Below are 25,108 nucleotides of genomic sequence, written 5' to 3' on the forward strand. Positions count from 1 at the left end.
ACGCTCCGGACGGAGGGCGCCGGGGCGTCCCCTGCGTTCGCAGTCGCACCCGCGGTATCACCCGTACCCCGGGCAGGGGCAGCCGCACCCGCCGCAGGCAAGACCGATGCGGCGGACCGCACCCGTCCGTCGGGGCGTGAGCGCAGCTGGCCCGTGACGGGCGGGCGGAGCGGGGCTCGACCTCTCGTACTCCGCGGCTGGGCACCACCGGCGACCCCCTGGGGCGCGGGGCACCGAGGGGTGGATCTCGCAGCCGGGCCGGGCAGCCCGGTCCACGCCGTGGCGGAGGGCCGCGTGACCTTCGCGGGCACCGTGGCCGGCCGCGGCGTCGTCTCCGTCGAACTGACGGACCGCCGCCCCGCCCGGGGCGGTCCGCCGCTGCGCACGACCTTCGAGCCGGTACGCGCCGCGGTCGCGAAGGGCGACCGGGTACGCGCCGGGCAGGTGGTGGGTGCGGTGCAGTCCGGGCCCTTCCACTGCGGGCGGGCCTGCCTGCACTGGGGGCTGCTGCAGGGCGACACCTACCTCGATCCGCTGTCCCTGCTCCCGTCGTGGATGCTGCACCGCGGGCCGTCCCGGCTGCTGCCCTACCTCGGTTTCCCGCTGCCCGAGCAGCGGGAGACATCGGCGGCGCGCGTGGACGGGCGGGCAGCGGCACGGAGGGGCATTGGAGCGGGCAGGCCTCGGCCCACGGGGAGGGTGGCATCGGCGGTCCCCGCCGGTCTCGCGTTCGGCCTGGCGCTGGTCACGGTCTGGGCGCATCACCGGCTGTGGAGGGGCCGCGGGCCAAGCCTCGCCCGGAGGCGGAATCAGCCACGCACTCCGTGCAGTGCCATGGACACCGCGGCCTCCGTGATGCGGTCAGGGTCCTCGGCCGCGCCGAGTTCGATACGCCGGACCGCCGAGTCGACGACGCCCTGGAGGAGCAGCGCGGCGAGCCGGGGCTGGTCGTGCCCAAGGGCTCCCAGCGCCTCGACCACCATCGAGATCAGACCGCCGTGCGCGGCTCGGATGCGCTCTCGCGCTGAGGCGTCCAGCTCTCCCGCCGAGATGGCGACCACTGCCCGGTGCCGCCGGTCCCCGACGAGCGCCAGCTGGCAGCGGATGTACGCCTCGATCCGCGCCTCGGGGGTGTCCGCCTCGGCCATAGCCGTTTCGACTTCGGCGGCCCAGACGGGGAAATCGACTGCGCACAGCTCCTCGACGACAGCCGCGCGGGAGCGGAAGTACTCGTAGACGGAGGACCGGGCGAGGCCCGTGCGCCGTGCGAGGGCCGGAAAGGTCAGCGCTTCGGTGCCGCCCTCGGACAGCAAGGAGCGCGCGGCGTCCAGCAGGGCGTCGCGCTGCATGGTCCGGTGTTCGGCCACGGAGGCTGCTCGGATCCTGGGCACCTGGCCACTCTACGGACGGCTGTACCGGTTCAGCGACCTACCTCGGCAAGTTTGGCCCGGAGTTGGAGTACGGACTTCGTGTGGATCTGGCTGACCCGGCTCTCGGTCACCCCCAGTACCTGGCCGATCTCGGCCAGAGTGAGGCCCTCGTAGTAGTAGAGGGTGACCACCGTCTTCTCCCGCTCGGGCAGCGTGTTGATCGCACGGGCCAGGAGCCTGCGGAGTTCGCGGTCCTCAGCGATCTCCACGGGGTTGTCGGCCGCCGTGTCCTCCAGCGTGTCCATCAGGCTCAGCCGCTCACCGCTGTCGCCGCTGCCGTGCAGCAGTTCCTCCAGCGCCACGACGTTCGCCAGCGACAACTGACTGAAGACGCCGTGGAGTTCCTCGAGCGTGACCTCCATCTCGGCGGCGACCTCGGTCTCGGACGGAGTGCGCCGCAGCGAGGCCTCCAGCGTGGCGTACGCACGCTCCACCGCGCGTGCCTTCTGCCGGACCGAGCGAGGAATCCAGTCCATGGCCCGGAGTTCGTCGATCATCGCGCCACGGATGCGGGTGATGGCGTAGGTCTCGAACTTGATGGACCTCTCCGGATCGAACTTCTCGATGGCATCGATGAGCCCGAAGACCCCGGACGAGACGAAGTCCGCCTGCTCGACGTTGGACGGCAGCCCCACGCTCACCCTCCCGGCGACGTACTTCACCAGCGGCGAGTAGTGCAGGATGAGTTGCTCCCGCAGCCTGCCGTCACCACTGCCCTTGTACGACCGCCACAGCTCCTCGAGAGAGCTGGGAGCAGCCCCGGCCGCGGCATCATCGACCGCGACGGGCGCCGCGGCAGTGGCCGTACGGTCGGGCCCGGAGTTGTGCTGGGGCATTCGTCGCCTTGAGCCGTTCTAGTGGAGAGTCGAAGAGATGTCGTGAGCGTAGCGTGACTGGCATGTCGCGATGTGCGATGACCCCTCGGTCAAGCATGCGCAGATACGTTCCGCTGCACGCACCCCTGGGTTACGCCCCGAACGTCGTACCCGTGGCTGACGGGCGGGGCAGGGGCGCGAAGGTTCGGCGCATCGGCTCACCCTTTCACCCGGGAGCCGCAGGTCAAGGACCGCACCGTCACCCGATGGAGTGCCTGTCACCGCCACCGACACCCGGCTTCAACCACCAGTACTCGCCCCTGCGTTCGACGAAGCCGAGGGACCGCAGCTCGTGAAGCCTCACGAGCGTCCGCTGTGGCGGCACCCCCGCCATGCCCGCGAGGCGTTCCACCTCGACCCCGCTCCGGGCGGGCAACGCCTCCAGCACCCGCGCCGTCTCCACGGGCAGCACGTCCCGCGGCAGTACGGGCCCCTGCCGCTCCGGGGCGAGCTCCCCCATCCCGCCGACCAGCTCGATCACTTCGTCCGTGTCCGTGACCAGTTCACCTTCCATGCGCAGGAGTTGATGCACTCCCGCCGACATGCCCGAAGTCACCGCGCCCGGAACGCCCATGACGATCCTGCCCAGTTCCCTGGCCCGCCGTGCCGTGGAGAGGGAGCCGCTACGCAGTTCCGCCTCCACCACGACCGTGCCGCGTGTCAGGGCGGCGATGACGCGGTTGCGCAGTACGAAGCGGCTGCGGGTCGGATGGTCACGCGGTGGCAGCTCGGCCAGCAGCAGGCCCTGCGCGGCCACCCGCTCGATCAGCTCGCGGTGCCCGGCCGGGTAGCCGACGTCGACGCCGCAGGCCAGCACCCCGATGGTCGCCCCGCCGGCCGCCAGCGCACCACGGTGCGCGGCACCGTCGACGCCGTAGGCGGCTCCGGAGACCACCGTCCAGCCCCGCTCGGCCAGACCGGCGCCCAGCCCGGAGGCGACGTGCACGCCGTAGTCGGTGCACGCCCGGGCGCCCACCACCGCTACGGAGCGCAGCGCCCAGAAACGGAGCGAGGGCGCGCCCCTGATCCAGAGTCCGATCGGCCGGGCGAATCCCAGGTCGTCCAACTGCCCGGGCCACTCTGGGTCCCCGGGGCACAGGAAGCGCCCACCCCGCCGGGACACCTCCTCCAGGTCGGTTCGCGGCCGGGCGTCGCGGGCCCGCAGCCGCAGTCCCTCCCAGCGGTGTTCGGTCGCCCCGTCCAGCCGGGCACCACCCGCCGTCAGCGCGCGCACCACCTCCTGCGCTCCGTACCGCTCCAGCCACCGCCCCATCAGCTCGTCACCAGGCTCCGCGACGCGGGTGAGCGTGATCCGGGCGGCTCGCTCGGCGTCGGCGCTCACCGCGCCCCCTCCGCGGGGCCGCCGCCTGCGAAGCTGCTCCCCGCGTGACGGCCTGCGTCCGTAGCGGGGCGTTCACGACGTCCCCCCGCGCCGCCGCGCCGCGTGCTGGGGACACCCCGGCCGATCCCCGTGCGCAGTTCCAGCGCGCACGCGACGTCCTCGGCGGTGGGACGGCCGTGCCCGGCGATGTCCGCCACCGTCCAGGCGACACGCAGCACGCGGTCCAGGCCGCGCGCGGTGAGCAGGCCGCGGTCCATGTCCTCCTCCGCTCTGTCCAGGGCGCCCGACGCCAGCGGCCAGCGAGCGCGCAGGGCGTGACCGGGGACTTCGCTGTTCGTTGTCCACGGCGTGTCCGCCAGCCGGGCGGCTGCTCGCTCGCGGGCCGCCAGCACCCTTTCGGCCACCGTTGCGGTGGACTCGGCACGCCCGCCGAGAGCGGCCAGTTCGGAGCGGGCCAGCGGCTGCACCGTCACGCGGAGGTCGATCCGGTCCATCAGCGGGCCCGACAGCCTCGCGCGGTAGCGCCGCACTGAGGAGGGACGGCAATCGCAGTCGGCACCCCGCATCCCGTGCCGCCCGCACGGGCACGGGTTCGCGGCGAGCACGAGGAGGAAGCGGGCGGGCATGCGCATCATCCCCTGGGCACGGGCCACCACGACGTACCCGGACTCGAGCGGCTGGCGCATGGCGTCCATGACCTTGGCGCTGCACTCCGCGGCCTCGTCCAGAAAAAGCACCCCTTGGTGGGCCACCGAGACCGCTCCGGGGCGCGGCAGGCCGCTGCCCCCGCCGACGAGGGCCGCCATCGTCGCCGAGTGGTGCGGCGCGCAGTACGGCGGCCGGGTCACCAGCGGCTGCCCCTGCGGCAGTGATCCGGCCACCGAGTGCACGGCCGTCACCTCGAGCGACTCCTTGGCCGTGAGTGCGGGCAGCAGGCCGGGAAGCCGCTCCGCGAGCATCGTCTTGCCGGCGCCTGGCGGGCCCTTGAAGAAGATGTGGTGGCGACCCGCCGCCGCGATCTCCAGCGCGCGGCGGGCCCCGCCCTGCCCAGCCACCTCCGCCATGTCCAGTCCTTGCTGGTCTCCGGACATCCCGCCCCACAGGTCGGCTCCCGGCGTAGGGAGCCCCGCCGCCGGGGAGGGCCGCCCCTCGCGGGCGGTGGGCGGGCCGGCGGGGTCCTGCTCCACGGCGTCCTCCTCGGGCACCGGCCCGTCGGTGAGCACGGCGATCAGCTGGCGGAGGCTGCGGACACCGAGGACCGAGACGTCCGGGACCAGCGCCGCCTCGGCGGCTGCCTGCTCCGCGACGACGACGTGCCGGTACCCGGCGTCCGCCGCGGCCAGGACCGCGGGCAGCACTCCGCGCACGGGACGGACCCGGCCGTCGAGCCCCAGCTCACCGATCATCATGAGGTCGGCGATGGCGCGCGGGTCGATCCGCTCGGCGGCGGCGAGGACCGCGCAGGCGACGGCGAGGTCGAACCCGCTGCCGCTCTTGGGCACGGAAGCCGGGCTGAGCCCGACCGTGAGCTTCTTCTGCGGCCACTGCTCACCCGCGTTGACCACTGCGGCCCGCACGCGGTCGCGGCTCTCCACGAGGCTCTTGTCCGGCAGTCCGACCAGGGTGAACGTCGCGACGCCGGGTTCCAGGTCGGCCTGGACCTCTACCACGACGCCCTCCACGCCCACCAGCGCGACCGAGCAGGTACGGGCGAATCCCATCAGGCCACCCCCTTCGCGTGCTGGACCAGCGGCGCACCGCGCCCGGGGACCAGCACTCCCACCAGGTCGATGCGGACTCCGCCGGCGGGCGGCCGGCCGTAGCGGGCCACCCAGCACTCGCCCAGCCAGCGGGACGCCAGGCGACGCAGCCGGGCCGCCTTGGCCGGGGTGACCGCCGCCATCGGATGCTCGTAGGAGCCCAGGCTGCGGGTCTTCACCTCGCAGATGACGAGGGCGTCCAGATCTCGGGCGACGATGTCGACCTCGCCATCGCTGCAGCGCCAGTTGCGAGCCAGAATGGTCATGCCGCTTTCGCGCAGCCTTCGCGCGGCCAAATCCTCGCCGTAGCGGCCGAGTGCTCCTCGGGCGTTCACGGGAACCACCTCCGTGACCGACTGTGACGGCACCGGAGGCATTTTGGTGATCTTGCTGTTCTTCGGTGGACAACCCGCCGTCTGGGGATAACTTCGTCACCCTCACGGGCGGGATCAGCGGCTCTCGCGCCAGGCAGCCGCCACAGGACCGAAGGTGGGGATCGGGACGGGAGGAGCGGGCCGGAGCGGGAGTCCCGGACGCAGAAGGACGGAGCGGACCAGGACCGGGTCAGCCCTTGAAGCCCGAGTCCTCGGGCAGATCGAGTTCGCTCTTGTTCAGCTCCTCGATGTTCACGTCCTTGAAGGTGAGCACCCGGACCTGCTTCACGAAGCGAGCCGGCCGGTACATGTCCCAGACCCAGGCGTCAGCCATGGAGACCTCGAAGAAGACCTCGCCCTGTACCGAGTGCACCTGCATCTCGTAGTCGTTGGTGAGGTAGAAGCGCCGCTCGGTCTCGATCACGTACTTGAACAGGCCGACGACGTCGCGATACTCCCGGTAGAGCTTCAGCTCCATCTCGGTTTCGTACTTCTCGAGGTCCTCGGCGCTCATGGCATGTTCCCCTTCAGCCGTGCGTCCCCCTATTGTGCGTCAGGCCGGACGGCCGCGTGCGGCCCGCGCCCGGCGGCGGGAGATCGGCCCGTGGGCCGCGCCGCCGAGGATGAGTACCGCTCCGACGAGGATCGCGAGGACGAGCGGGCGCACGGGCCCCGGCTCGGAGACGCCGCCGGGCAGCGCGGCGAAGGCGTCGGGGCGACTGATAACGCCGAGGCTCGCCATGGGCCACGCCGCCGCGTCCACCCGCGCGTCCACGGCCGATCGGTCGACGGCCCAGTCATCACTCTTCAGGCGCATCCGGGAATCCTGCGAATCTTGTCGCTGGTCACCGAGCAGGAAGAGCTTGCCCCGGGGAACCGTCTCCTCGAAGCCGGTCTCCGAGGCCGGGCCTCCGCCGGGCAGGTACGGCTCGTCGACGGCTTGGCCGTCGATCGTGAGCCGCCCCTCCGCGTCACAGCAGGCGACCTTGTCGCCGCCCACGCCCACGACCCGTTTCAGCATCGGCAGGTCGCCCCACACCGAGTCGCGGAAGACCACGACGTCACCGCGGCGTACGTCGCCACCGTCTATACGCTCCGCCAGCACCCGGTCACCGGCCTTGACCGTGGGCGCCATGGAGTCGGTGGGCACGGTGTAGGGCTGGTAGACGATCGCGCCCCAGACGAAGCCGCCCAGGAAGAGGACACAGCCCAGCGCCACGGCGATTCCGGACAGCACCTGCCCGCGCCGTCCGGTCTCGCCGGTGGCCGTACGTCCCGCTGTGCCCATACCGTGTGCTCCCGGATACTCGCCCGCGCGGCCCGCGCCGCTGCGGTCTGGGCGCACCCTACCGGGGCGTACGCGGCGCGTCAGCCGGTGGCTGAGGCCTGTCCGGTACGCACCCCTCCGTCGTCATGCCCGCCGGATTCCTGACGCCGCCTGCGCCGCCACAGCACCAGGGGCAAGGCCCCCGCCAGCCCGAAGACCGCCGGAGCCGCTCCGGCTGCCTTCGCCGCGAGGCCCTTGTCCTCGAAGATGTCCGGCACCGGCAGCGTCGCCCAGCGGTCGAGGGGCCAGGCGACGACGACCGCGCGGCCGACCGCCTCGTCGACCGGTACGGCACCGCCGTCCTTGCCCTGGTGATAGCGGGAGTCCAGCGAGTCCTGGCGGTGGTCGCCCATCACCCACATGTACCCGTCCTTCACCTTGACCGGGCCGAAGGGCTTGTCGTCACAGGGTGTGTTCCCCGGGTAGAGATACGGCTCGTCCAGCGCCTTCCCGTTGACCATGACCTTGCCGCCCCGCTTGCACTCCACGGTGTCGCCGCCGACCCCGATGACCCTCTTGATCAGGTCCTTCTCATCGGCGGACGGCATCAGGCCGACGAAGCTGAACACCTTCTGCACGACGTTCTGGTCGGTCTCGGTGTCGGGCAGCCAGCCGCCGGGGTCATGGAAGACCACGACCTCGCCGCGCTCCGGCTCGGAGCCGAACCAGGGCGTCAGCTTGTCGACCAGGACACGGTCACCGACCTGGAGCGTGTTCTGCATGGAGTTCGACGGAATGGAGAACGCCTGCAACAGGAAGGTCTTGATCAGCAGTGCCAGGATCAGCGCGACACCGACGAGAAGGGGAAGCTCCTTCCAGAAGGAGCGCGGCTTCTTGGGCTTGCTCCGGCCATGGCCCGGGGGGGCGTCGGCAGCCTCGTCGGGGCTGCCGTCCGTGCGCCCCGTCTCGGTGGTCGGGCCTTCGTCACTCCCGTCGGGCCGTACCTCGGAGCCTTCTCGTTCCGGATCGCCCGAACCGGACTGCGCGCCGACCGCCACGTCCCCCACATCCACTCCTCACACTGCGCTGTCGTCTGTCCCACAGCCGGGACAGACCCACCACTCCCATAACGAGCGGGAGTTCCGCAGGGCTCGGGAGTTGAACCAATCGATTGTCCCCGAGGGGGCCCGCGGCTGTCGCACCGCCGCGCGCGTCGGGGACCGAAGCGTAGGTGCCGGGTTCCTCCAGGCGCTGCCAGTGGTTGAAGGGCCACGCGATGACCACGGCACGGCCGACGATCAGATCCTCCGGAACAGTACCGCTGCCCTCGTCGTCCAGGTGGTAGCGGGAGTCGGCGGAGTTGGAGCGGTGGTCTCCCATCACGAACACCCGGCCGTCGGGCACCTTCACCTTGAACTCCATCTTCGACGGCGCGTTGTCCGGGTAGAGGTAGGGCTCGTGCAGCGGTGTGCCGTTGACCGAGACCCGGCCGCTCTTCCCGCAGCACGCGACGGTGTCGCCGCCGACCGCGACCACCCGCTTGATCAAGTCCTGTTCGTCGTCGGAGGGCAGCAGGCCGATGAAGGTCAGGAAGCTCTTGGCCTGCTTGATGCCGACGGGAGCCTCCTCCTCCTTCTTCTCCTGTTCCTCCCCCAGCCAGCCGCCCGGGTCCTTGAAGACGACCACGTCCCCGCGCTCCGGCTTGACACCGAACCACGGGGTGAGCTTGTCGACCAGCACCCGGTCGCCGATCTTGATCGTCTGCTCCATCGAGCCTGACGGGATGACGAAAGCCTGCACCAGGAACGTCTTGAGGACCAGCGCTATCAGGAGTGCGACCCCGATCAGGATCGGAATCTCCTTGGTCATCGACAGCCGTCTGCGGCGCTTGATCCGTTTCGCGGCCCGCCGCCGGGCGGCCCGGCCCTCGCCGGGTCCGCGCAGCGGCGGGCTCGCGGCATCGGCGCCCGCAGGGCCGGAGCCGGAGGTTGCGGAAGCGTCGTCGACGGGGCTCGCGGGGTCTCTCTGGGGGCGCCGGTGGTGCCCGTACGGCCGACGGCCGCGGTCACGCATCGCCGTGTGCCCTCACGGCGCCCGGGAGCCGGTGCGCGCCGAGGGAGTCCCAGCGGTTGGGCGGCCAGCCGACCCAGTCCACCCGGCCGATCACCTGGTCCACGGGGACGGTGCCACCACCGGGCTTGCCGAGGTAGTCGCGGGAGTCGACGGAGCCGGAACGATGATCGCCCATCACCCAGAGCCGACCCCGCGGCACCTCGATGTCGAACGGCACCGCCGACGGAGCGTCTCCCGCGTGCAGGTATGCCTCCTCCACCGGCGCGCCGTTCACCTCGAGCCTCCCCCGTTCGTCGCAGCAGGTCACCCGGTCACCGCCGATCCCGATCACGCGCTTCACGAAATCGGTGTCGGCCGGCTCCATCAGGCCGACCGCCGCTCCGGCCGCCCGGAGCAGGCCGGTCACCGGATTGCCGCGTGATTCCTCCTCCACGAACGACCCCCTGCCGTCAAAGACGACAACGTCCCCCCGCGCCGGATGGTTGCCGAAACGGTAGGCCAGTTTGTTGACCATGACCCGGTCGCCGACTCGCAGGGTGGGGTCCATCGATGAACTCGGAATCAGAAAAGGCTGCACCACGAAGGTACTGACCAGCAAGACCACCGTCAGCACGAACGCGCCCGCCATGGACACACGAACGGAGCGCGACCAGCGCCGACGCCCCTGTTCGGGGTCGGCGGAGCGGTCGCGCTCCGATTCCTGCTCCGGCTGTCCCGGCTTCGGGGGTTCGGTGTCCATCAGGCCGAGAGCCTATCCGGACAACCCGGGGCCGCCCGAAGGGAGATCAGTTCTCGCGCTTCTCCTTGATCTTGGCGGCCTTGCCGCGCAGATCACGCAGGTAGTAGAGCTTGGCGCGGCGGACGTCGCCGCGGGTGACGACCTCGATCTTCTCCACGACCGGGGTGTGCACCGGGAAGGTGCGCTCCACGCCGACGCTGAAGCTGACCTTGCGGACCGTGAAGGTCTCCCGGACGCCAGAGCCCTGACGGCGGATGACGACGCCCTTGAACTGCTGGACACGCGAGCGGTTGCCCTCGACCACGCGCACGTGGACGTTGACCGTGTCACCCGGGCGGAAGGTCGGGATGTCGCTGCGCAGCGAAGCGGAGTCGACGTTGTCGAGAAGGTGGGACATACCGTCTGCTTTCCTCGCCCATGCCACAGGTCAGGAGCGGAATCATCGTGATGCTGGTGGATGCCGCCGTCCGGGCGGCGTTCGTCCCCCTGTGGCAGGGTCGCGCACCGGAGGTGATGGCAGCGGCCTATTCTTCCACGGCTTCGCCCGTACGCCCAAATCGGCAGGGTTCGCCGTGGTCACCCGGGCCGCCCGGGGCCGAGCTTTCGGGGGCGCGCGGAGGGGTGGCGGCGGACGCCGCGGGGTGACGGGCGTCCGGGGCCGGACTCCCGGAACCGGCCGGCCCGGGCTCCCAGCCCAGCCCCGCCAGCGCCGCGCGGTCCCGCTTGTCGAACAGCGCGGGGTCGGCGCTCCGGATCAGCTCGGGGCGATGGCTGCTCGTACGGGCGAGCGCCTCGTCCCGCCGCCAGCGCGCCACCTTGCCGTGGTGCCCGCTGAGGAGCACCTCGGGTACGGCGCGCCCGCGCCACTCGGGCGGCTTGGTGTAGACGGGCCCCTCGAGCAGGCCGGCCATCGCCCCCGGTGCGAAGGAGTCGTCGCGGTGCGACTCGGCGTTGCCCAGCACTCCCGGCAGCAGTCGCGCGACAGCCTCCACCATCACCAGCACCGGCGCCTCGCCCCCGGCGAGGACGTAGTCCCCGATGGAGACCTCCAGCACCTCCAGCTGCTCGGCGTACTCGTCGACGACTCTGCGGTCGATCCCCTCGTAGCGCGCCGGGGTGAACACCAGCCAGGGCTTCTCCGCGAGCCGGAGGGCCAGCTCCTGGGTGAAGGGGACTCCGCTGGGCGTGGGAACGACGACGACAGGATCGCCGTGGCCGGAGGCGATGACCGAGTCGAGCGCCTCACCCCAGGGTTCGGGCTTCATCACCATGCCGGGTCCGCCCCCGTACGGGGTGTCGTCGACCGTGTGGTGCCGGTCGTGCGTCCAGTCCCGCAGGTCGTGCACCCGAACGTCCAGCTGGCCGCGGGCGCGCGCCTTGCCGACGAGGGAGACGTTCAACGGCTCCAGGTACTCGGGGAAGATCGTGACGACGTCGAGCCTCACCGCGCGTCGCCTCCGCCCGCGTCCTCGATGAGGCCCGGCGGCGGATCGACGACCACCCGCTGTGCCGCCAGGTCGATCTCGGGGACGATCTCCTGGACGAACGGAATCAGCAGCTCGCCCCCGTCCGGCGTCCGCACGATCAGCAGGTCCTGCCCCGGCAGATGCGAGATCTCCTCGATCCGCCCGAGCCGGCGGCCGTCCCGGGTGACCACGTCGAGATCGGCCAGTTGGTGGTCGTAGAACTCCTCCGGGTCCTCGGGCCGCTCCTCCGGATCGATCTCGGCGATCAGCAGGGTGTTGCGCAGCTCCTCCGCCGCGGTGCGGTCGCGGACGCCCGCGAAGCGCAGCACCAGCCTGCCGCTGTGCACCCGTCCGGTCTCGACGGTCAGCGGGCCGGTGGCGGCCGGCTCGGTGGCCAGCACCGCGCCGGGCCCCAGGCGCAGCTCCGGCTCGTCCGTGCGCACCTCGACCGTGACCTCGCCCTTGATGCCGTGGGCGCGGCCCACTCGCCCGACTACCAGCTGCACTGTGCTCGGTCCCCTTCGTACGACAGGCAGCGGCCGGGGGAGGCCGAAGCCACCCCCGGCCGCTGCCGGTGCTGCATGCTGCTGTTCAGCGGACCTGGTCCACGTCGACGAAGTCGACACGGATACCACGGCCGCCGAGCGCTCCTACGACGGTGCGCAGCGAGCGCGCGGTGCGGCCGTTGCGGCCGATCACCTTGCCGAGGTCGTCGGGGTGCACACGGACCTCGATCACCTGGCCCCGGCGAAGGTTGCGCGAGGCGACCTGCACCTCGTCGGGGTGGTCGACGATGCCCTTCACGAGGTGCTCGAGGGCCTCCTCGAGCATCCTCAGGCCCCGGTCGGCTCGGTGGCGGACTGCTCCGCCGCGGCCTTGTCTGCCTTCTTCGCCTTCGGGGTGATGGCCTCACCCTTCGGGTCGCCGGACGAGTCCTTGGCCGCGGCCTCGAAGAGAGCCTTCTTGTCGGTCTTGGGCTCGGCGACCTTCATCGGCGGCGGCGCGGGCAGACCCTTGAACTTCTGCCAGTCGCCGGTGACCTTGAGAATGGCCTGGACCGGCTCGGTCGGCTGCGCGCCGACACCCAGCCAGTACTGGACACGCTCGGAGTCGACCTCGATGCGGGACGGGTTCTGCACCGGGTGGTACAGGCCGATCTCCTCGATGGCCCGGCCGTCACGGCGGGTACGGGAGTTGGCGACGACGATGCGGTAGTGAGGCGAACGGATCTTGCCCAGTCGCTTCAGCTTGATCTTGACTGCCACGGGTGTGGTGTCTCCTGGTCTTGACGTGGTGAGGCACAGCGGGTGGCCACGTGGGGTTGTGGTACCCGAGGTGCCCGATGGACGCGTCAGCCGGAGGAGAGAGGGGTCCTGTGCGACTGTCGAGTACAGCCGTCCATGATGCCACACCTCGACCAGGCCGCCGAACTCGGATGGGAAGGGCTCCCGTCAGCCCGCCACCGCCAGCGGCTCGGCAGCGCCCGGCGCATCCGGGGTGTCAGGGATACGGAACTGCTTTCCGCACGCCCCGCACATGATCGGCGCCTGGGCCAACACCGAGGGGACCACCCGGACGTTACGCCCGCAGTCGCACACGGCCTTCACCCGCACCCCGCCGCCGGACGAACCGTGCCGGGCGGCGGGACCGCGGAAGCTTCGCCCGGTGTCGGTCGCCGTGGCGGCGGTGTGCGCCCGCAGCGCGCGCTGGAGGCGCTCGATGGTCGGGCGGTAGCGCCTGCGGGTGGCGGGCGAGAGGACGACGAGGGAGAAGCCGCTGCTGGGATGCGGCTCCTCGGAATGATCGAGACCCAGCTCCTCCGCGACCGCCAGAAAGCGTCGGTTGTGATAGCGGCCCGCCCGGGAGGTGTCGCGGATTCCGCGCGCGGCGGCGATTCCGTGGACCGCCTCGTGCAGCAGCCTTTCGAAGGAGAGCTCGGCGCCGCAGGCGGACGACGACTCTCCGATCAGCGATTCAGGTGCGGCCAGATCAGGCAGCTCGGGGTGGTGCCGTTGAATATCGGCCCAGGCGGCTGCCAGCTCGGCGGCAAGAACTGGTGGTGTCGTGCTCACGTCGCGTACAACGAGCGGAAGTGCCCCGGTGTTCCGATTCCGGGGCATCCCAAATAATTTGCACGTACCAGTCAGTTCACTCCGATGGGCCCGGACGAGGGCGGGTACGCAGATCTGTGGAGAACTCGCGCACCCGTCCCATCCCTGGACGTAACGCCGGAGGCGTGGAGGGAGTACCGCCGGACGGGGAACTCCGGCGGTACCCGCTCCGGGCTGCGGACCCCGGCCCCGACCGTCGGGCTCTGCCGGGGGCGGCGGACCAGGCCCCGTGCGGCGCCGTACGGTGCGGCTCGGCTGTCACGCATGCTACGGCGGCACCCGGCGCGGTTCGGCCCCGGGTAGCCATGAAGCCTGGGACGGGAACCCGCGAGAAGAAGCCCGGGATCGTCGGCCCGGTGTCACGGACGTCCGGCCGCGCGGTCCCGCTACAGCTCCAGCAGCCGTTCCGTCGCCTCCCGGTAGTGCTGGAGCGCGATCCGCAGTGCCTCCGTGTCCTCCTGGACGCCCGCACCCTTCCAGGGCTCGGCCAGCAGCCGGCCCTGCCGTGCGAGCCCTTCGCTGACCAGGCGGCTCGCCTCGGCAAGCATCCGTTCGGCCTCCTCGACCGAACCCCGCGGACCGTCCACGAAGCCGACGAGCGCACTGTGCAGCCCTTCCGCAAGCCGCGTCCGCTCACCGTCCGCGAGGAGCCGTGAGCCGGGGCGCTCCGCTGCGGGGGACGGGGCACCGGCAACGGGGCCGTCCCCTGGTACGGGCGTCGCGACGGGAGCGGGAACGGGCGCAGGCGGGGCGGCCGGTGCGGGGGGCGTCACGGGCACCGGAGGGCAGGGGGACGGGGGCGTGGCCGCCCCCGTCGGCGCGCCTCCCCCGGCTCCTCCGGCGGCTCCGCCGACTCCCTCCGCACGCGGCTCACCCGCGGGCGACGCGTCCCGCCCGGCTCCCCCGGCTCCGGCTTCGGCGCTCATGTCGCCTCGCCCGTCCCGGCCCGCTGCGGTCCTGAGGCCGACTTGCCCCGGAGGCCGCTCGCCATGCCGCTCTTCCCGCCGTACGGCGCGGGCCGCTCCTCCAGCAGCACGTCGAAGAGGGCGCGGGCCTGCACGAACGCCTCCCGCATCTGTTCGGTCGTCGCCTGCCCCAGCGCCGCCGCGTGCACGAGCCGGAACCCCTGCACGTGCTCGGCGTGATGGACGGACAGTGCCTCGCATTGCTGGTCGTGATCCTCGGCAGCGGGGAAGCCGCGGTCCGCGGCCAGCCGGGCAAGCAGCCCGGCCGCCTCCTCCACCGCTCGTGGCGGCGACTCCACGAACCGCTCCTGGGCGGCGCCCCAGCGGACCGCGTATCCCTCGGCGGTCTCGGGCGCCAGGGGCCTGGGCACGAGCGCACCATGCCTGCGCACCCGCTCCCGGAGTTCCCGGTCGGTCGCCTGGGTGTCCCCGCCGTGCCGGGCGAGGACGCGGTCGTACTCGGGGCCGAACCGCTGGCGGAGCCCACGACCGCCGCCCCGCCCCCGCAGGGCGTAGACGAGCCCGGCGACAGCGGCGACCACGACCGCGATCAGGATGATGACGATGGCTGTGCCCATGGCACGCGCACCTCCGGCTGGTCGGTGACGGATTTCTGTCACCCGTCCGTGTAGCCCGACTCACCATCGGTAAACAGCGCCCGCCCGCACCCGGCGCACCCGCCCGCCCCACTCCCCCGGTACGGGGCAGCGGAACACGGCGGCGGAGGGTGCGGGCAGGCTGGTCGCCCGGCGCCCGCTACCCGCCGGTGGCCGCACCGGCTCCGGGCCACTCCTCGGCCGTCAGCGCGAACCGTTCGTGATCACGCCAGGCGTTGTTGAGGTAGAGCAGCCGGGGCGAGAAGCCCTCGTGCCGGAAGCCGAGCCGCTTGGCCATCGCGATCGAACGCTGGTTCTCCGGCTGAACGTTGATCTCGAGCCGGTGCAGCCCGAGCCCGTCCGGCCCGTCCGCGAAGCAGCGGTCGACGACCAGCCGCAGGCCCTCCGTCATCCGGCCGGTCCCTTGATAGGGCACGTAGCTGTCGTACCCCAGCGTGGCGTTGCGCAGGCGGGCACGCACGATGTTCGCGACGTTCACCCGCCCGACCAGCCCGCCGTCCTCCTGGTTGAAGATCATAAAAGTGCGCAGCACCGCGCCCTGCCGGCGGAGCAGGTCGGGCAGGCCGTCCGGTTCCACCGGGTTCCAGGGACTGAGGTGGTCGGCCGAACGCACGACAGCCTCGCTGTAGACCCGCTCGTCCTCGGACCGCGGGTGCCGGATGTGTACACGCATGCGTCACATCATCCCCCTGCCCCACTCTCACTTCGGCGGCAGCAGGTCCTTGAACTCCTTGGGCAGCTCGAAGTCCTCGACGGCCTGACCGTCCTGCGGCAGCCCGAACGCGCCGGACTGGCCCGAGGCACGCCGCTCCGCCGCGGCCTGCTCCTCCTGCCTGCGCTTCATCGGATTGCCCGACTGGCGCTTGCCCTTGGCCTTCTTCTGCTGCTTGCCCTTCTTGCGCCCCGCTCCGCCGCCCATGCCCGGTACTCCGGGCATTCCCGGCATCCCGCCGCCCTGGGCCATCTTGGACATCATCTTGCGGGCCTCGAAGAAACGCTCCACCAGGTTCTTGACCGCGCTGACGTCGACGCCGGAGCCCTTGGCGATACGGGCCCGCCGCGAACCGTTGATCATCGTCGGCTCGGCGCGCTCGCCGGGCGTCATCGACTTGATGATCGCCGCCGTGCGGTCCACGTCGCGCTCGTCCAGGTTGTTGATCTGCTCCTTCATCTGGCCCATGCCCGGCATCATGCCGAGCAGTTTGGAGATGGAGCCCATCTTGCGGACCTGTTCCATCTGCGCCAGGAAGTCGTCGAGCGTGAACTCCTTGGGCCCCTTCGCCAGCTTGGCCGCCATCTTCTCGGCCTCTTGCTGGCTGAAGGTCTGCTCGGCCTTCTCGATCAGCGTGAGCATGTCGCCCATGCCCAGGATGCGGGACGCCATGCGGTCCGGGTGGAACGCGTCGAAGTCGTCCAACTTCTCGCCGTTGGAGGCGAACATGATCTGCTTGCCGGTGACCTGGGCCACGGACAGCGCGGCCCCGCCGCGCGCGTCGCCGTCGAGCTTGGAGAGGACGACACCGTCGAAGCCGACGCCGTCGCGGAACGCCTCGGCGGTGGTGACCGCGTCCTGGCCGATCATCGCGTCGACGACGAAGAGGATCTCGTCGGGGCGCACCGCGTCCCGGATGTCGGCGGCCTGCCGCATCAGCTCCTGGTCGATGCCCAGCCGGCCGGCGGTGTCGACGACCACCACGTCGTACTGCTTCTCCCGCGCGTGGGCGAGGGAGTCGGTGGCCACCTTGACCGGGTCGCCCACGCCGTTGCCGGGCTCGGGCGCGTAGATCGCGACTCCGGCACGCTCGGCGACGACGGAGAGCTGGTTGACGGCGTTCGGCCGCTGAAGGTCACAGGCGACCAGCAGCGGCGTGTGCCCCTGCTGGTGGAGCCAGCGGCCGAGCTTGCCGGCGAGGGTCGTCTTGCCCGCACCCTGGAGGCCGGCCAGCATGATCACGGTCGGCGGGTTCTTGGCGAACCGGAGGCGCCGGGTCTCGCCGCCGAGGATGCCGACCAGCTCCTCGTTGACGATCTTGATGACCTGCTGGGCCGGGTTCAGCGCCTGCGAGACCTCGGCGCCCGTGGCGCGTTCCTTGACCTGGCTGATGAAGGCCCGGACGACGGGCAGCGCGACATCCGCCTCCAGCAGGGCGATGCGGATCTCGCGTGCCGTGGCGTCGATGTCCGCCTCGGAGAGGCGGCCCTTGCCCCGGAGGTTCTTGAAGGTCGCTGCGAGGCGATCGGAGAGAGTGTCGAACACGGCGGTCGCGGATCCTTCGCGTCGGATGTCGTACGGACGGTCCACCCCCGAGGGGGCTTGCTGCGAAAGTAACGCGAACCTCCCCCGTGCTGCGGCGCCCCGGTGGGACCGCCTTGGCAGGGCGAGGCCCGCGATGCCCGGTAGGCGCCCTCGCGGGGCAGCGGATCGTCCTCGTCGCCTCGGCCGGGCTGCGTGCCTGGCCTGGGCTGCGCGGACGGTCCGACAACGCAGCGGAACCTCCCGGCGGTTGCCGGGCGGAAGACGCGCGCCCGCCGCGGCAGCGGCTGGTTTCACCGCGACGTCGCGGGCCGGCAGACCTTCACAACAGGTCCCAGGGTATCCGCCCGGCGGCCGAACGGTCAGGTGCGGTCAGGGGCCCAGTGCCCGCTCCAGCTCCCGTGCCAGCGCGGCGGCGTCCGCGGGCGGCAGCGGCGCACCGTCGGGGCGCGTGACGTAGAAGGCGTCCACGGCGTTCCCGCCCAGCGTGCTGACGTGTGCGCTGCGCACCGCCACGCCCGCCCGCTCCAGTGCGCTGCCCACCCGGAACAGCAGCCCGGGGGCGTCCTGGGCACGTACCTCCAGCACGGTGGCGCGCCGCGAGCCGGTGCCTGCGACGGTCACCCGCGGTGGCGGGGCGGGGGTGTTCCGGCGCTCGTGCGCCCGGTACACCGCCTCGCGTTCGGCGAGCCGGGCGGCGATGTCCAGCGTGCCCTTCAGCGCCCGTACGAGGTCCGCGCGCAGCCGGTGGGCCTGCGGGAGCGCGCCGTACTCCGCGGCGACGTGCCAGCTGAGCAGCAGTACGGGGGCACCCGGGGCGGCGCCGTCGGCGTCGTGCCCAGCAGGCGCGGATGTGACTTCCGCTTCCGCCGCCGCTGCCGCTGCCGGGCGGGTCGCTGGGGCGGGAAGCGGCAGGCGGCGGAGTTCGGCCGTCCGCGCCGTCAGCCGGTGCAGCGCCAGCACCCCCGCGACCGCGGGCAGTACGCCGGGCCGTTCCGGCAGCGCGACCAGCAGGTGCGCCCCGGCCGGCTCCCCGGCGGAACATGCCGACCCGCCCACCGCGCCGGGCCGCCCCGTACGGTGCGCGTCGTCGCGCTCCTCCAGCACCTGGACCGCCTCTTCGGCGACCTCCCCCGCTGCCGTGCCGGACGCCTCGTCGCCTTCAGGCCGCGGCGACTCCGGACGGCTGCGGAGTTCCAGGGCGGGGCCGCCGGTGCACCAGGCTTCCAGGGCCAGCCGCTCGGCCTCCGGCGTGTGCGCGGCCGGGCCGGGCGGGTAGACGGCGTCCGTTGTCGAGGCGCGGGCAGCGCGCACGGCGCCCGCTCCCCCGCTCGGTGGCGCGTCGCCGCCGAGCGCCGCACCGGCCCGTGCGACGAGGTCGGCCACGAGCCCGGCGCGCCACCGGGACCAGGCGGCGGGGCCGGTGGCGAGGGCGTCCGCCTCGGTCAGGGCGTGCAGAAGTCCGAGCGTGCCGAATCCGCCGACCGCGTCCGTGACGGCGCGGACGGTGGCCGGGTCGTCCAGGTCCCGGCGCGTGGCGGTCTCCACGAGCAGCAGGTGGTGTCGTACGAGGGTGTCCAGCACGTCCGCGTCGGCCTGGCCGAAGCCGATGCGGAGGGCCAGGCCGCGGGCGATGTCCGCACCTGTCTCGGCGTGGTCGCCCGGTCGCCCCTTGCCGATGTCGTGCAGCAGCGCGCCGACAAGCAGCAGATCGGGCCGCCGCACGCGCCGGGCGAGACCGGCGGCCCGCACCGCCGTCTCGACCAGGTGGCGGTCGACCGTCCACAGGTGCACGGGGTTGCGCTGCGGCCGGCACCGGACGTGCTCCCACTCCGGCAGCAGCCGTGTGATCAGGCCCGCCTCGTCAAGGGCTTCCCACACCCGCACCGTCGCCCGGCCCGCGCCGAGCAGGGTGACGAATTCCCCGCGGGCCTCGTCCGGCCACGGTGTCGGCAGCGGCGGCACCGTACGCGCCAGCCTGCGCAAGGTGGCCGTGGTGAGCGGCAGCCCCGCCCGCGCCGCGGCCGCCGCCGCACGCAGCGGCAGCACCGGGTCGCGCTCGGGGCGTGCGGTGCGGGCGAGGGCGGCCTCACCGGCATGCTCCACCACGCCCTCGGCCAGTGGTGTCCGCTCCTGCCGCGCTGTCGCGGCGGTGCTCCCCGGCGGTGCGGTGCGCCTCGGCGGCATCACACGCGGCCGTCGCCGTCCGGAGCAGCCCCGTACGACGCGGCCCACCTCGCGCCAGGTGACCTCACTGGCGTACGACAGCGTGCGCGCCGCCTCGTACACCCGCCTCAGCAGCGCGTCCGCATCCGGCAGCGCCAGATCGGCCGCCACCTCGTCCTGATCCTGGAGTGCGAGGCGGTCGGTAGCCCGTCCGGTGGCCAGCTGGAGCGCGTCACGCACGTCGAGCAGCGTGCGGCGAGCATCCTCCAGCCCCTCGCGCGGCGCATCGGCCAGCCAGGAGGCGGCGACGGCGCGCAGTGCGGTGGCGTCCCGGAGTCCGCCGTGCGCCTCCTTGAGGTCGGGCTCCAGCAGGAACCGCAGTTCGCCGTGGCGCTCCGCCCGCAGGCGGGTCAGTTCGTGGAGCTGCGGCAGCCGCCGCGGGGCCTGGGCGCGCCAGCGGGCGAGCGCGTCGGTGCGCACTGCGGAGGTCAGGGCCGCCTCACCGGTGAGGTGGCGGAGGTCGAGCAGCCCCAGTTGCGCCTTGAGGTCCTCGGCCGCGGTGTCGCGTGCCTGGGCCGGGGTGCGTACGGCGTGGTCCAGCTCGATCCCCAGGTTCCACACCGGGTACCAGATCCGGTCGGCGAGCGCGGCGATCTCCGCGGGCGCACTGCGGCCGTCGTGGAGCAGCAGGAGGTCCAGGTCGCTGCGGGGTGACAGTTCCCCCCGTCCGTAGCCGCCGGTGGCCGCGAGGGCGACGCCGGGCGGCAGCCGGCCCGCGAGCCCGGACAGCCAGTGGTCGGTCAGCCGGGCCAGCTCCGCACGGCGCGCGAAGCCCGGCCGCACGGAGGGGCGAAGGAGGCGACGCCGGGCTTCCGCGTAATCCCGGGGCGGCATGTCAGAGCGCGTCCGGACCGCGTTCACCGGTTCGTACGCGGACGGCCGTCTCCACCGGCACGCACCACACCTTGCCGTCGCCGATCTTGCCGGTGCGGGACGCCTTGACGACGACCTCGATCAGGTGCTCCGCTTCCGCGTCGTCCACCAGTACCTCGATCCGCACCTTGGGCACCAGGTCGACGGTGTATTCCGCGCCCCGGTAGACCTCGGTGTGACCGCGCTGGCGGCCGTAGCCGCTGGCCTCCGTGACCGTGAGCCCCCGCACTCCGAACGCCTGGAGGGCGTCCTTGACCTCGTCCAGCCGGTGCGGCTTGATGACCGCCGTGATGAGCTTCACGCGTCCACCTTCTCGATCGCCTCGGTGCTGCCGTCCGCGGGCGCGTTGGTGCCGCTGCCCGCCGTACCGCGCAAAGTCACGGGGCCGCGGGTGACGGGGCCGCGGCCGGCCGTGCCCCGTACGGCGGCGGAGGAGCCGACGGCGCTCGCGTCGTACGCCGTCTCCGCGTGGAACGCCTGGTCGAGTCCGGCGACCTCGTCGTCCTCCGCCGCGCGGAACCCGATCGTCGACTGGATCAGCTTGGCAAGAGTCCAGGAGGCGGCGAAGGAGTACGCCATCACGGCGAACGCGCCGATCGCCTGCTTGCCGAACTGCGTGGCGCCGCCCGCCCCGTCGACTGCCAGGAGACCCACGAGCAGCGTGCCGATGACACCGCCGACCAGGTGCACGCCGACCACGTCGAGCGAGTCGTCGTACCCCAGCCTGTACTTGAAGCTGACCGCCCACGAACAGGCGGCACCGGCCAGCAGTCCGATCAGGATCGCGCCCATCGCGTTGACATGTGCACCGGCGGGGGTGATGGCCACCAATCCGCCCACCGCGCCGGAGGCGGCACCGAGGGTGGTGAACGCGCCGTGCCGCATCCGCTCGTACGCCAGCCAGCCCAGCATGGCGGCGCCGGTGGCGACCTGGGTGTTGAGTGCCATCGTGGCGGCGGTGCCGTCGGCGGCGAGCGCGGAACCGGCGTTGAAGCCGAACCAGCCGAACCACAGGAGCGCGGCGCCGAGCATCACCAGCGGCAGGCTGTGCGGGCGCATCGGCTCCTCACGGAAACCGATCCTCCTGCCGACGACCAGGACCGCGGCGAGCGCGCCGACACCGGCGTTGATGTGGACCGCGGTGCCGCCAGCGAAGTCGATGACCTCCAGCTCGTAGAGCCAGCCGCCCTCGGCCCACACCCAGTGGGCGACGGGGAAGTAGACCAGGGTCGCCCACAGCGCGATGAACAGACCCCAGGCGCTGAACTTGACCCGGTCCGCGAGCGCGCCGCTCATCAGCGCGGGCGTCAGCACCGCGAACATCAACTGGAAGAGGGCGAAGGCGAACACCGGGATGCCCTCGTCCCCGCCGGTCAGCGTGGTGGTGTCGATGCCTTTGAGGCCGATGTGGTCGAGGTTGCCGATGACACCGCCGTTGTCGGTACCGAAGGCGAGTGAGTATCCGTAGAGCACCCAGAGCACGCTGACGACGCCCATCGAGACGAAGGACATCATCAGCATGTTGAGTGCGCTCTTCACCCGGACCATACCGCCGTAGAAGAAGGCGAGTCCGGGCGTCATCACCATGACCAGCGCTGCGCTGATCAGTACGAAGGCGGTGTCCGCGCCGTTCACTGTGGGTGTCTCCTCGGGGCTGGCGACCTTGCGGCGCAGGGTCTGGCGGCTGGAACGCGCCCCAGAATCCCGAGGCCCCGTTTCGAGCCGGGCCGCGCGGTGTTTCACGACCATGACGAAGAGCCACCGGTTGTTACACCCTGATGAACGTGAGCTGGCCGCGCGGCGCCGGGCGCCCCGTGCGCCGGGCGGGGAGACCGGCAGAGGAGCCGGCCCAGGGCGCGAGAACCGGCCGCGACACCCACCCGGATGTGACCTGGCGGGGGAGCCGAGTCGGGCTGTCCGGGGCGGCCGTCGCGGCCGGTGGCCCTCGATCGCGCCCGCCCGCATACGGGCCTCTCCCGTGCGGGCGCGCGGCGTACGGTGCTCAGCAGGCCACCGCTCCCTCCCCTTCGGGCAGTTCCACCGCGATCCGCTCCGTCAGCCGCACGATCTCCGGCACCTGCCCGAAGTCCCGCGCCGCCGTCGCTGCCGTCTTGCGCAGCCGGTTGTGCACGCGTTCCGAACGGAGCCGCCCCGCGACGTCGATCGCCTCCGCCGCGCGGAAGGCACAGCGCTCCGGCTCCCTCTGCAGCAGATGCACGCTCGCCATGCCGATCAGGTTGAGGGCGTACGAGCGCTGGTGCCCCCCGCCGTTCGTCCCCTCGGCCTCCTGCCGGAACAGCTCCAGCGCCCGCTCCATCTCCGGCTCGGCCATCGAGGCGTACGTCGGGCTGCGGCCGGAGGAGTAGGCGAGGTCGCAATAGGAATGGGCGTTCTGCGCGTGCAGTTCGGCCTCGGAGAAGAAGCGGATCCAGTCCGGGTCGCCGTCGGCCTCGTCGATGTCCTCGAAGGTGGCCTCCGCCATCCGCACGGCGCGCTTGCACTTGCCGGGCTGGCCCATGTTGGCGTAGGCACGGGCCTCCATGGCGTGCAGCATCGCCTGCGTACGCGCCGTGGCCGCCTCGCGGCTACCGTACTGCGCCAGGTGCGTCAGCTCCAGCGCGTCCTCGGGCCGCCCGAGATGGATCATCTGCCTGCTCATGTCGGACAGGACGTACGACCCCAGGGACCGGTCGCCCGCCTCCTTGGCCGCGTGCAGCGCCAGGACGAAGTACTTCTGCGCCGTCGGCTGCATGCCCACGTCGTAAGACATCCAGCCGGCCAGCTCGGCCAGCTCGGCGGTCACCCGGAAGAGGCGGCGGCTGACGGCCTCCGGGTGGGTTTCCTGCAGCAGGTCCGTCACCTCGTGCAGCTGGCCGACGACGGCCTTCCGCCGCAGACCGCCACCGCACTGGGCGTCCCAGCGGCGGAACATCACGGTGGTCTGCTCCAGCAGCTCCACCTCCGGGAGGGAGAGCCCGGTGGCGCGGCGCCCGCCGGCAGCCGCCCCGCCCGTGGCCGCCCCGCCCGCGCTGCCGGTGTCCGTACCGCTGCCCCGGCCGGGCGGGGGCGGTGGCAGGGGTCGCACACCGGATGACCCCGGGCCGGGGAGGGGGCCTGGGGCTCCGGCGCCCGCGGCGGCACCGGGTGCGGTGGCCGCGGACGTGCCGGTGGGGGCGGCGGGGGGCGAGGAGGCGGGCGCCGGCACCAGCCACCGCTGCATGGGCTCGATCAGTGAAGGACCCGCGGCCATCGACAGGGAGTTGCCGAGAAAGCCGCTACGGCCGAGCATCAGGTCGCTGCGCGAGAACTCGTTGATCATCGAGACGGTCTGCGGGGCCGCCCACGGCAGATCGATCCCGGAGGCGGCGGGTGGCCGGCGCACCGGGCGCAGCCCGAGGTCCTCCACCGCGACGACGCAGCCGAACCGCTCGGAGAAGAGTTCGGAGAGGATGCGCGGAATGGGCTCACGGGGCTGCTCGCCGTCCAGCCAGCGCCGCACCCGCGAGGTGTCCGTACTGATGTGGTGAGCGCCGAGCTGGCGTGCCCTGCGGTTGACTTGGCGGGCCAGCTCGCCTTTCGACCAGCCGCTGCGCGCGAACCACGAACCCAGTAGCTCGTTCGGGCACTTGTCCGCCGCGCCGCCCACGCTGCCGCCCACGGGTAACGCCCCCATCCGGCCCGCCGCACGCCATGCCTCCGGCATAGGTGTGCGCTGAGCATCTCGTCGTTGTGTGTACCGAAAGTAACCCTCTGATCACCCGTCGCGCGAGGGTGATGACGGAATCGCCACCATTCGCCACCCCTTCGAATGAACCTTTCGACGGCCCGGCGCGATTCACTTGACGGGGCCGAGCCCACGGGGCTGCAGCCCGTAAGGGCCGTAGCCCCGCGCCCGGCGGACGGGCGGCCGGTCCGGCTCCCCGCGCCGTCCGCAGCGCGGTCGTAACCATCAGCACCCAGGACCCGTTGGAGGGAGCATGGGCTTCACGATCGGCGCCATCGGAAGCGGTATCCGCGACATGCGGGATATCCGGGAGCTGCGCCCCGGATCGCGGCGCCGCAGCCGCGCCTCGGAGTGCACCGTCGTCGCGGAGTACGCCGGGCTGTGGGGCTGGCCCGTCGTCCCCGGCGCGCGCGCCGCGCGCAACGGCGGCCGTACGCGCTGCTCCTGCGGCGCCGACGCCTGCCTCGCACCGGGCGCCCATCCACTGGACGCGTCCTTGGAGGTTGCGGCCGGGGCCACGCTGGCAGAGGCCGCCGAGACCTGGGAGCAGGTGCCGGGCGCGGCGCTGCTGCTGCCCGCCGGGCGGGCCTTCGACGTGCTCGAGGTCTCCGAGGCGGCCGGTCGCCAGGCCCTCGCGCGACTCGAGCGCATGGGGCTTCCGCTGGGCCCCGTCGCCCTCGCACCGCACGGGCGCGCCTGGTTCCTGGTGGCGCCGGGCGCCGCCGCCGAACTCCCGCAGCTGCTCTACCGCATGGGGTGGGACGACTCCGGCATCGACCTGCGCGGCCTGGGGACGGGCGAGCACATCACAGCGCCGCCCTCCGACCTCGGCGGCCTGGGCGCGGTGCGCTGGCTGCGCCCTCCGACGCCGGAGCGCGCCGCGCGTCCGCCGGAGGCCCGGCTGCTGCTGGGGACGCTCGCCTACGCCTGCCACCGCTCGACGGGCTGACGGCGCGCAGTCGCACCGGCCACACCGTACGGGGTGGTGCGACCGGGGCACGGACGAGGACCG

25 protein-coding genes and 1 pseudogene are annotated in these 25,108 nt (G+C 72.5%); 2 read left to right on the top strand and 24 right to left on the bottom strand.

All coding sequences use genetic code 11. From position 1 onward, the window contains the following. Window positions 1-270 precede the first annotated feature (270 nt). Window positions 271-474, top strand: a pseudogene (locus H299_RS40760) (M23 family peptidase); the annotation flags it as partial. Window positions 475-809: 335 nt separating this feature from the next. Here the strand turns inward: H299_RS40760 and H299_RS0129880 are convergent. The 24 genes from H299_RS0129880 to H299_RS0129995 all read right to left on the bottom strand — a co-directional run bounded on the left by H299_RS0129880 (window position 810) and on the right by H299_RS0129995 (window position 24,045). After that, window positions 810-1,367: a TetR/AcrR family transcriptional regulator gene (locus tag H299_RS0129880; RefSeq protein WP_027751432.1), complete on the bottom strand. Its 558-nt coding sequence runs from the start codon at window positions 1,365-1,367 to the stop codon at window positions 810-812. 53 nt (window positions 1,368-1,420) lie between these two features. Beyond that, window positions 1,421-2,266, bottom strand: coding sequence for an RNA polymerase sigma factor WhiG (gene whiG, locus H299_RS0129885; protein WP_027751433.1), 846 nt, complete (start codon window positions 2,264-2,266; stop codon window positions 1,421-1,423). Window positions 2,267-2,504: 238 nt separating this feature from the next. Next, entirely contained in the window at window positions 2,505-3,647 is a 1,143-nt protein-coding gene (gene dprA / locus H299_RS0129890) for a DNA-processing protein DprA (protein ID WP_027751434.1), read from the bottom strand. Next, a complete protein-coding gene (locus H299_RS37000; protein WP_078513154.1) occupies window positions 3,644-5,368 on the bottom strand; it encodes an ATP-binding protein in 1,725 nt (574 codons plus the stop codon). The genes dprA and H299_RS37000 overlap by 4 nt, the downstream gene beginning before the upstream one ends. Continuing rightward, window positions 5,368-5,742: a YraN family protein gene (locus H299_RS0129900; RefSeq protein ID WP_027751435.1), complete on the bottom strand. Its 375-nt coding sequence runs from the start codon at window positions 5,740-5,742 to the stop codon at window positions 5,368-5,370. Before H299_RS0129900 ends, H299_RS37000 begins: the two co-directional genes overlap by 1 nt. Window positions 5,743-5,971: 229 nt before the next feature. Further along, window positions 5,972-6,295, bottom strand: a complete 324-nt coding sequence (locus H299_RS0129905; protein WP_023527784.1) for a DUF2469 domain-containing protein — start codon at window positions 6,293-6,295, stop codon at window positions 5,972-5,974. A gap of 39 nt (window positions 6,296-6,334) precedes the next feature. Continuing rightward, the gene (lepB, locus tag H299_RS0129910; protein WP_027751436.1) at window positions 6,335-7,069 is read right to left on the bottom strand and encodes a signal peptidase I; all 735 of its coding nucleotides are present in this window, start codon (window positions 7,067-7,069) and stop codon (window positions 6,335-6,337) included. An 80-nt stretch (window positions 7,070-7,149) separates the two neighbouring features. Next, complete coding sequence (gene lepB, locus H299_RS37005) at window positions 7,150-8,106, bottom strand: signal peptidase I (protein ID WP_051263017.1); 957 nt, start codon at window positions 8,104-8,106, stop codon at window positions 7,150-7,152. Continuing rightward, window positions 8,033-9,121 (bottom strand): signal peptidase I, encoded by a 1,089-nt coding sequence (gene lepB, locus H299_RS37010; protein WP_037761425.1) that lies wholly within the window; start codon window positions 9,119-9,121, stop codon window positions 8,033-8,035. The genes lepB (H299_RS37005) and lepB (H299_RS37010) overlap by 74 nt, the downstream gene beginning before the upstream one ends. Further along, complete coding sequence (gene lepB / locus H299_RS0129925) at window positions 9,114-9,860, bottom strand: signal peptidase I (RefSeq protein ID WP_027751437.1); 747 nt, start codon at window positions 9,858-9,860, stop codon at window positions 9,114-9,116. Before lepB (H299_RS0129925) ends, lepB (H299_RS37010) begins: the two co-directional genes overlap by 8 nt. Before the next feature lie 46 nt (window positions 9,861-9,906). Then, window positions 9,907-10,257 carry a 50S ribosomal protein L19 gene (gene rplS, locus H299_RS0129930; RefSeq protein WP_027751438.1) on the bottom strand — a complete coding sequence of 117 codons (351 nt, stop codon included), beginning with the start codon at window positions 10,255-10,257 and terminating at the stop codon, window positions 9,907-9,909. Window positions 10,258-10,384: 127 nt separating this feature from the next. Beyond that, window positions 10,385-11,305, bottom strand: a complete 921-nt coding sequence (trmD, locus tag H299_RS0129935; RefSeq protein ID WP_027751439.1) for a tRNA (guanosine(37)-N1)-methyltransferase TrmD — start codon at window positions 11,303-11,305, stop codon at window positions 10,385-10,387. Next, a complete protein-coding gene (gene rimM / locus H299_RS0129940) occupies window positions 11,302-11,832 on the bottom strand; it encodes a ribosome maturation factor RimM (RefSeq protein ID WP_027751440.1) in 531 nt (176 codons plus the stop codon). The genes trmD and rimM overlap by 4 nt, the downstream gene beginning before the upstream one ends. Window positions 11,833-11,917: 85 nt before the next feature. Further along, on the bottom strand, window positions 11,918-12,157 hold the full coding sequence (locus tag H299_RS0129945) for an RNA-binding protein (protein WP_027751441.1): 240 nt from the start codon (window positions 12,155-12,157) through the stop codon (window positions 11,918-11,920). A 2-nt stretch (window positions 12,158-12,159) separates the two neighbouring features. After that, window positions 12,160-12,591 (bottom strand): 30S ribosomal protein S16, encoded by a 432-nt coding sequence (gene rpsP / locus H299_RS0129950; RefSeq protein ID WP_027751442.1) that lies wholly within the window; start codon window positions 12,589-12,591, stop codon window positions 12,160-12,162. Between the two features lie 186 nt (window positions 12,592-12,777). Continuing rightward, on the bottom strand, window positions 12,778-13,446 hold the full coding sequence (locus tag H299_RS0129955) for a hypothetical protein (RefSeq protein ID WP_078513155.1): 669 nt from the start codon (window positions 13,444-13,446) through the stop codon (window positions 12,778-12,780). Window positions 13,447-13,823: 377 nt separating this feature from the next. After that, a complete protein-coding gene (locus H299_RS39385) occupies window positions 13,824-13,985 on the bottom strand; it encodes a hypothetical protein (RefSeq protein ID WP_158692411.1) in 162 nt (53 codons plus the stop codon). Window positions 13,986-14,359: 374 nt separating this feature from the next. Next, entirely contained in the window at window positions 14,360-14,980 is a 621-nt protein-coding gene (locus tag H299_RS0129965; protein ID WP_027751444.1) for a hypothetical protein, read from the bottom strand. Window positions 14,981-15,158: 178 nt separating this feature from the next. Beyond that, a complete protein-coding gene (locus H299_RS0129970; RefSeq protein WP_027751445.1) occupies window positions 15,159-15,692 on the bottom strand; it encodes a GNAT family N-acetyltransferase in 534 nt (177 codons plus the stop codon). Between the two features lie 27 nt (window positions 15,693-15,719). After that, the gene (gene ffh / locus H299_RS0129975) at window positions 15,720-17,276 is read right to left on the bottom strand and encodes a signal recognition particle protein (protein WP_027751446.1); all 1,557 of its coding nucleotides are present in this window, start codon (window positions 17,274-17,276) and stop codon (window positions 15,720-15,722) included. 369 nt (window positions 17,277-17,645) lie between these two features. Further along, complete coding sequence (locus H299_RS0129980) at window positions 17,646-20,333, bottom strand: [protein-PII] uridylyltransferase (RefSeq protein WP_027751447.1); 2,688 nt, start codon at window positions 20,331-20,333, stop codon at window positions 17,646-17,648. Between the two features lies 1 nt (window position 20,334). Beyond that, the gene (locus H299_RS0129985) at window positions 20,335-20,673 is read right to left on the bottom strand and encodes a P-II family nitrogen regulator (RefSeq protein WP_027751448.1); all 339 of its coding nucleotides are present in this window, start codon (window positions 20,671-20,673) and stop codon (window positions 20,335-20,337) included. Further along, window positions 20,670-22,007 (bottom strand): ammonium transporter, encoded by a 1,338-nt coding sequence (locus H299_RS0129990; protein ID WP_027751449.1) that lies wholly within the window; start codon window positions 22,005-22,007, stop codon window positions 20,670-20,672. The genes H299_RS0129985 and H299_RS0129990 overlap by 4 nt, the downstream gene beginning before the upstream one ends. Window positions 22,008-22,374: 367 nt before the next feature. Continuing rightward, window positions 22,375-24,045, bottom strand: a complete 1,671-nt coding sequence (locus H299_RS0129995) for an NsdA family TPR-like regulatory protein (protein WP_027751450.1) — start codon at window positions 24,043-24,045, stop codon at window positions 22,375-22,377. 304 nt (window positions 24,046-24,349) lie between these two features. On the opposite strand from H299_RS0129995, the gene H299_RS0130000 reads away from it, so the two are divergent. Beyond that, on the top strand, window positions 24,350-25,045 hold the full coding sequence (locus H299_RS0130000; protein ID WP_027751451.1) for a bifunctional DNA primase/polymerase: 696 nt from the start codon (window positions 24,350-24,352) through the stop codon (window positions 25,043-25,045). Window positions 25,046-25,108: the final 63 nt, after the last annotated feature.

It is taken from the genome of Streptomyces sp. CNH287 (genome assembly GCF_000424825.1).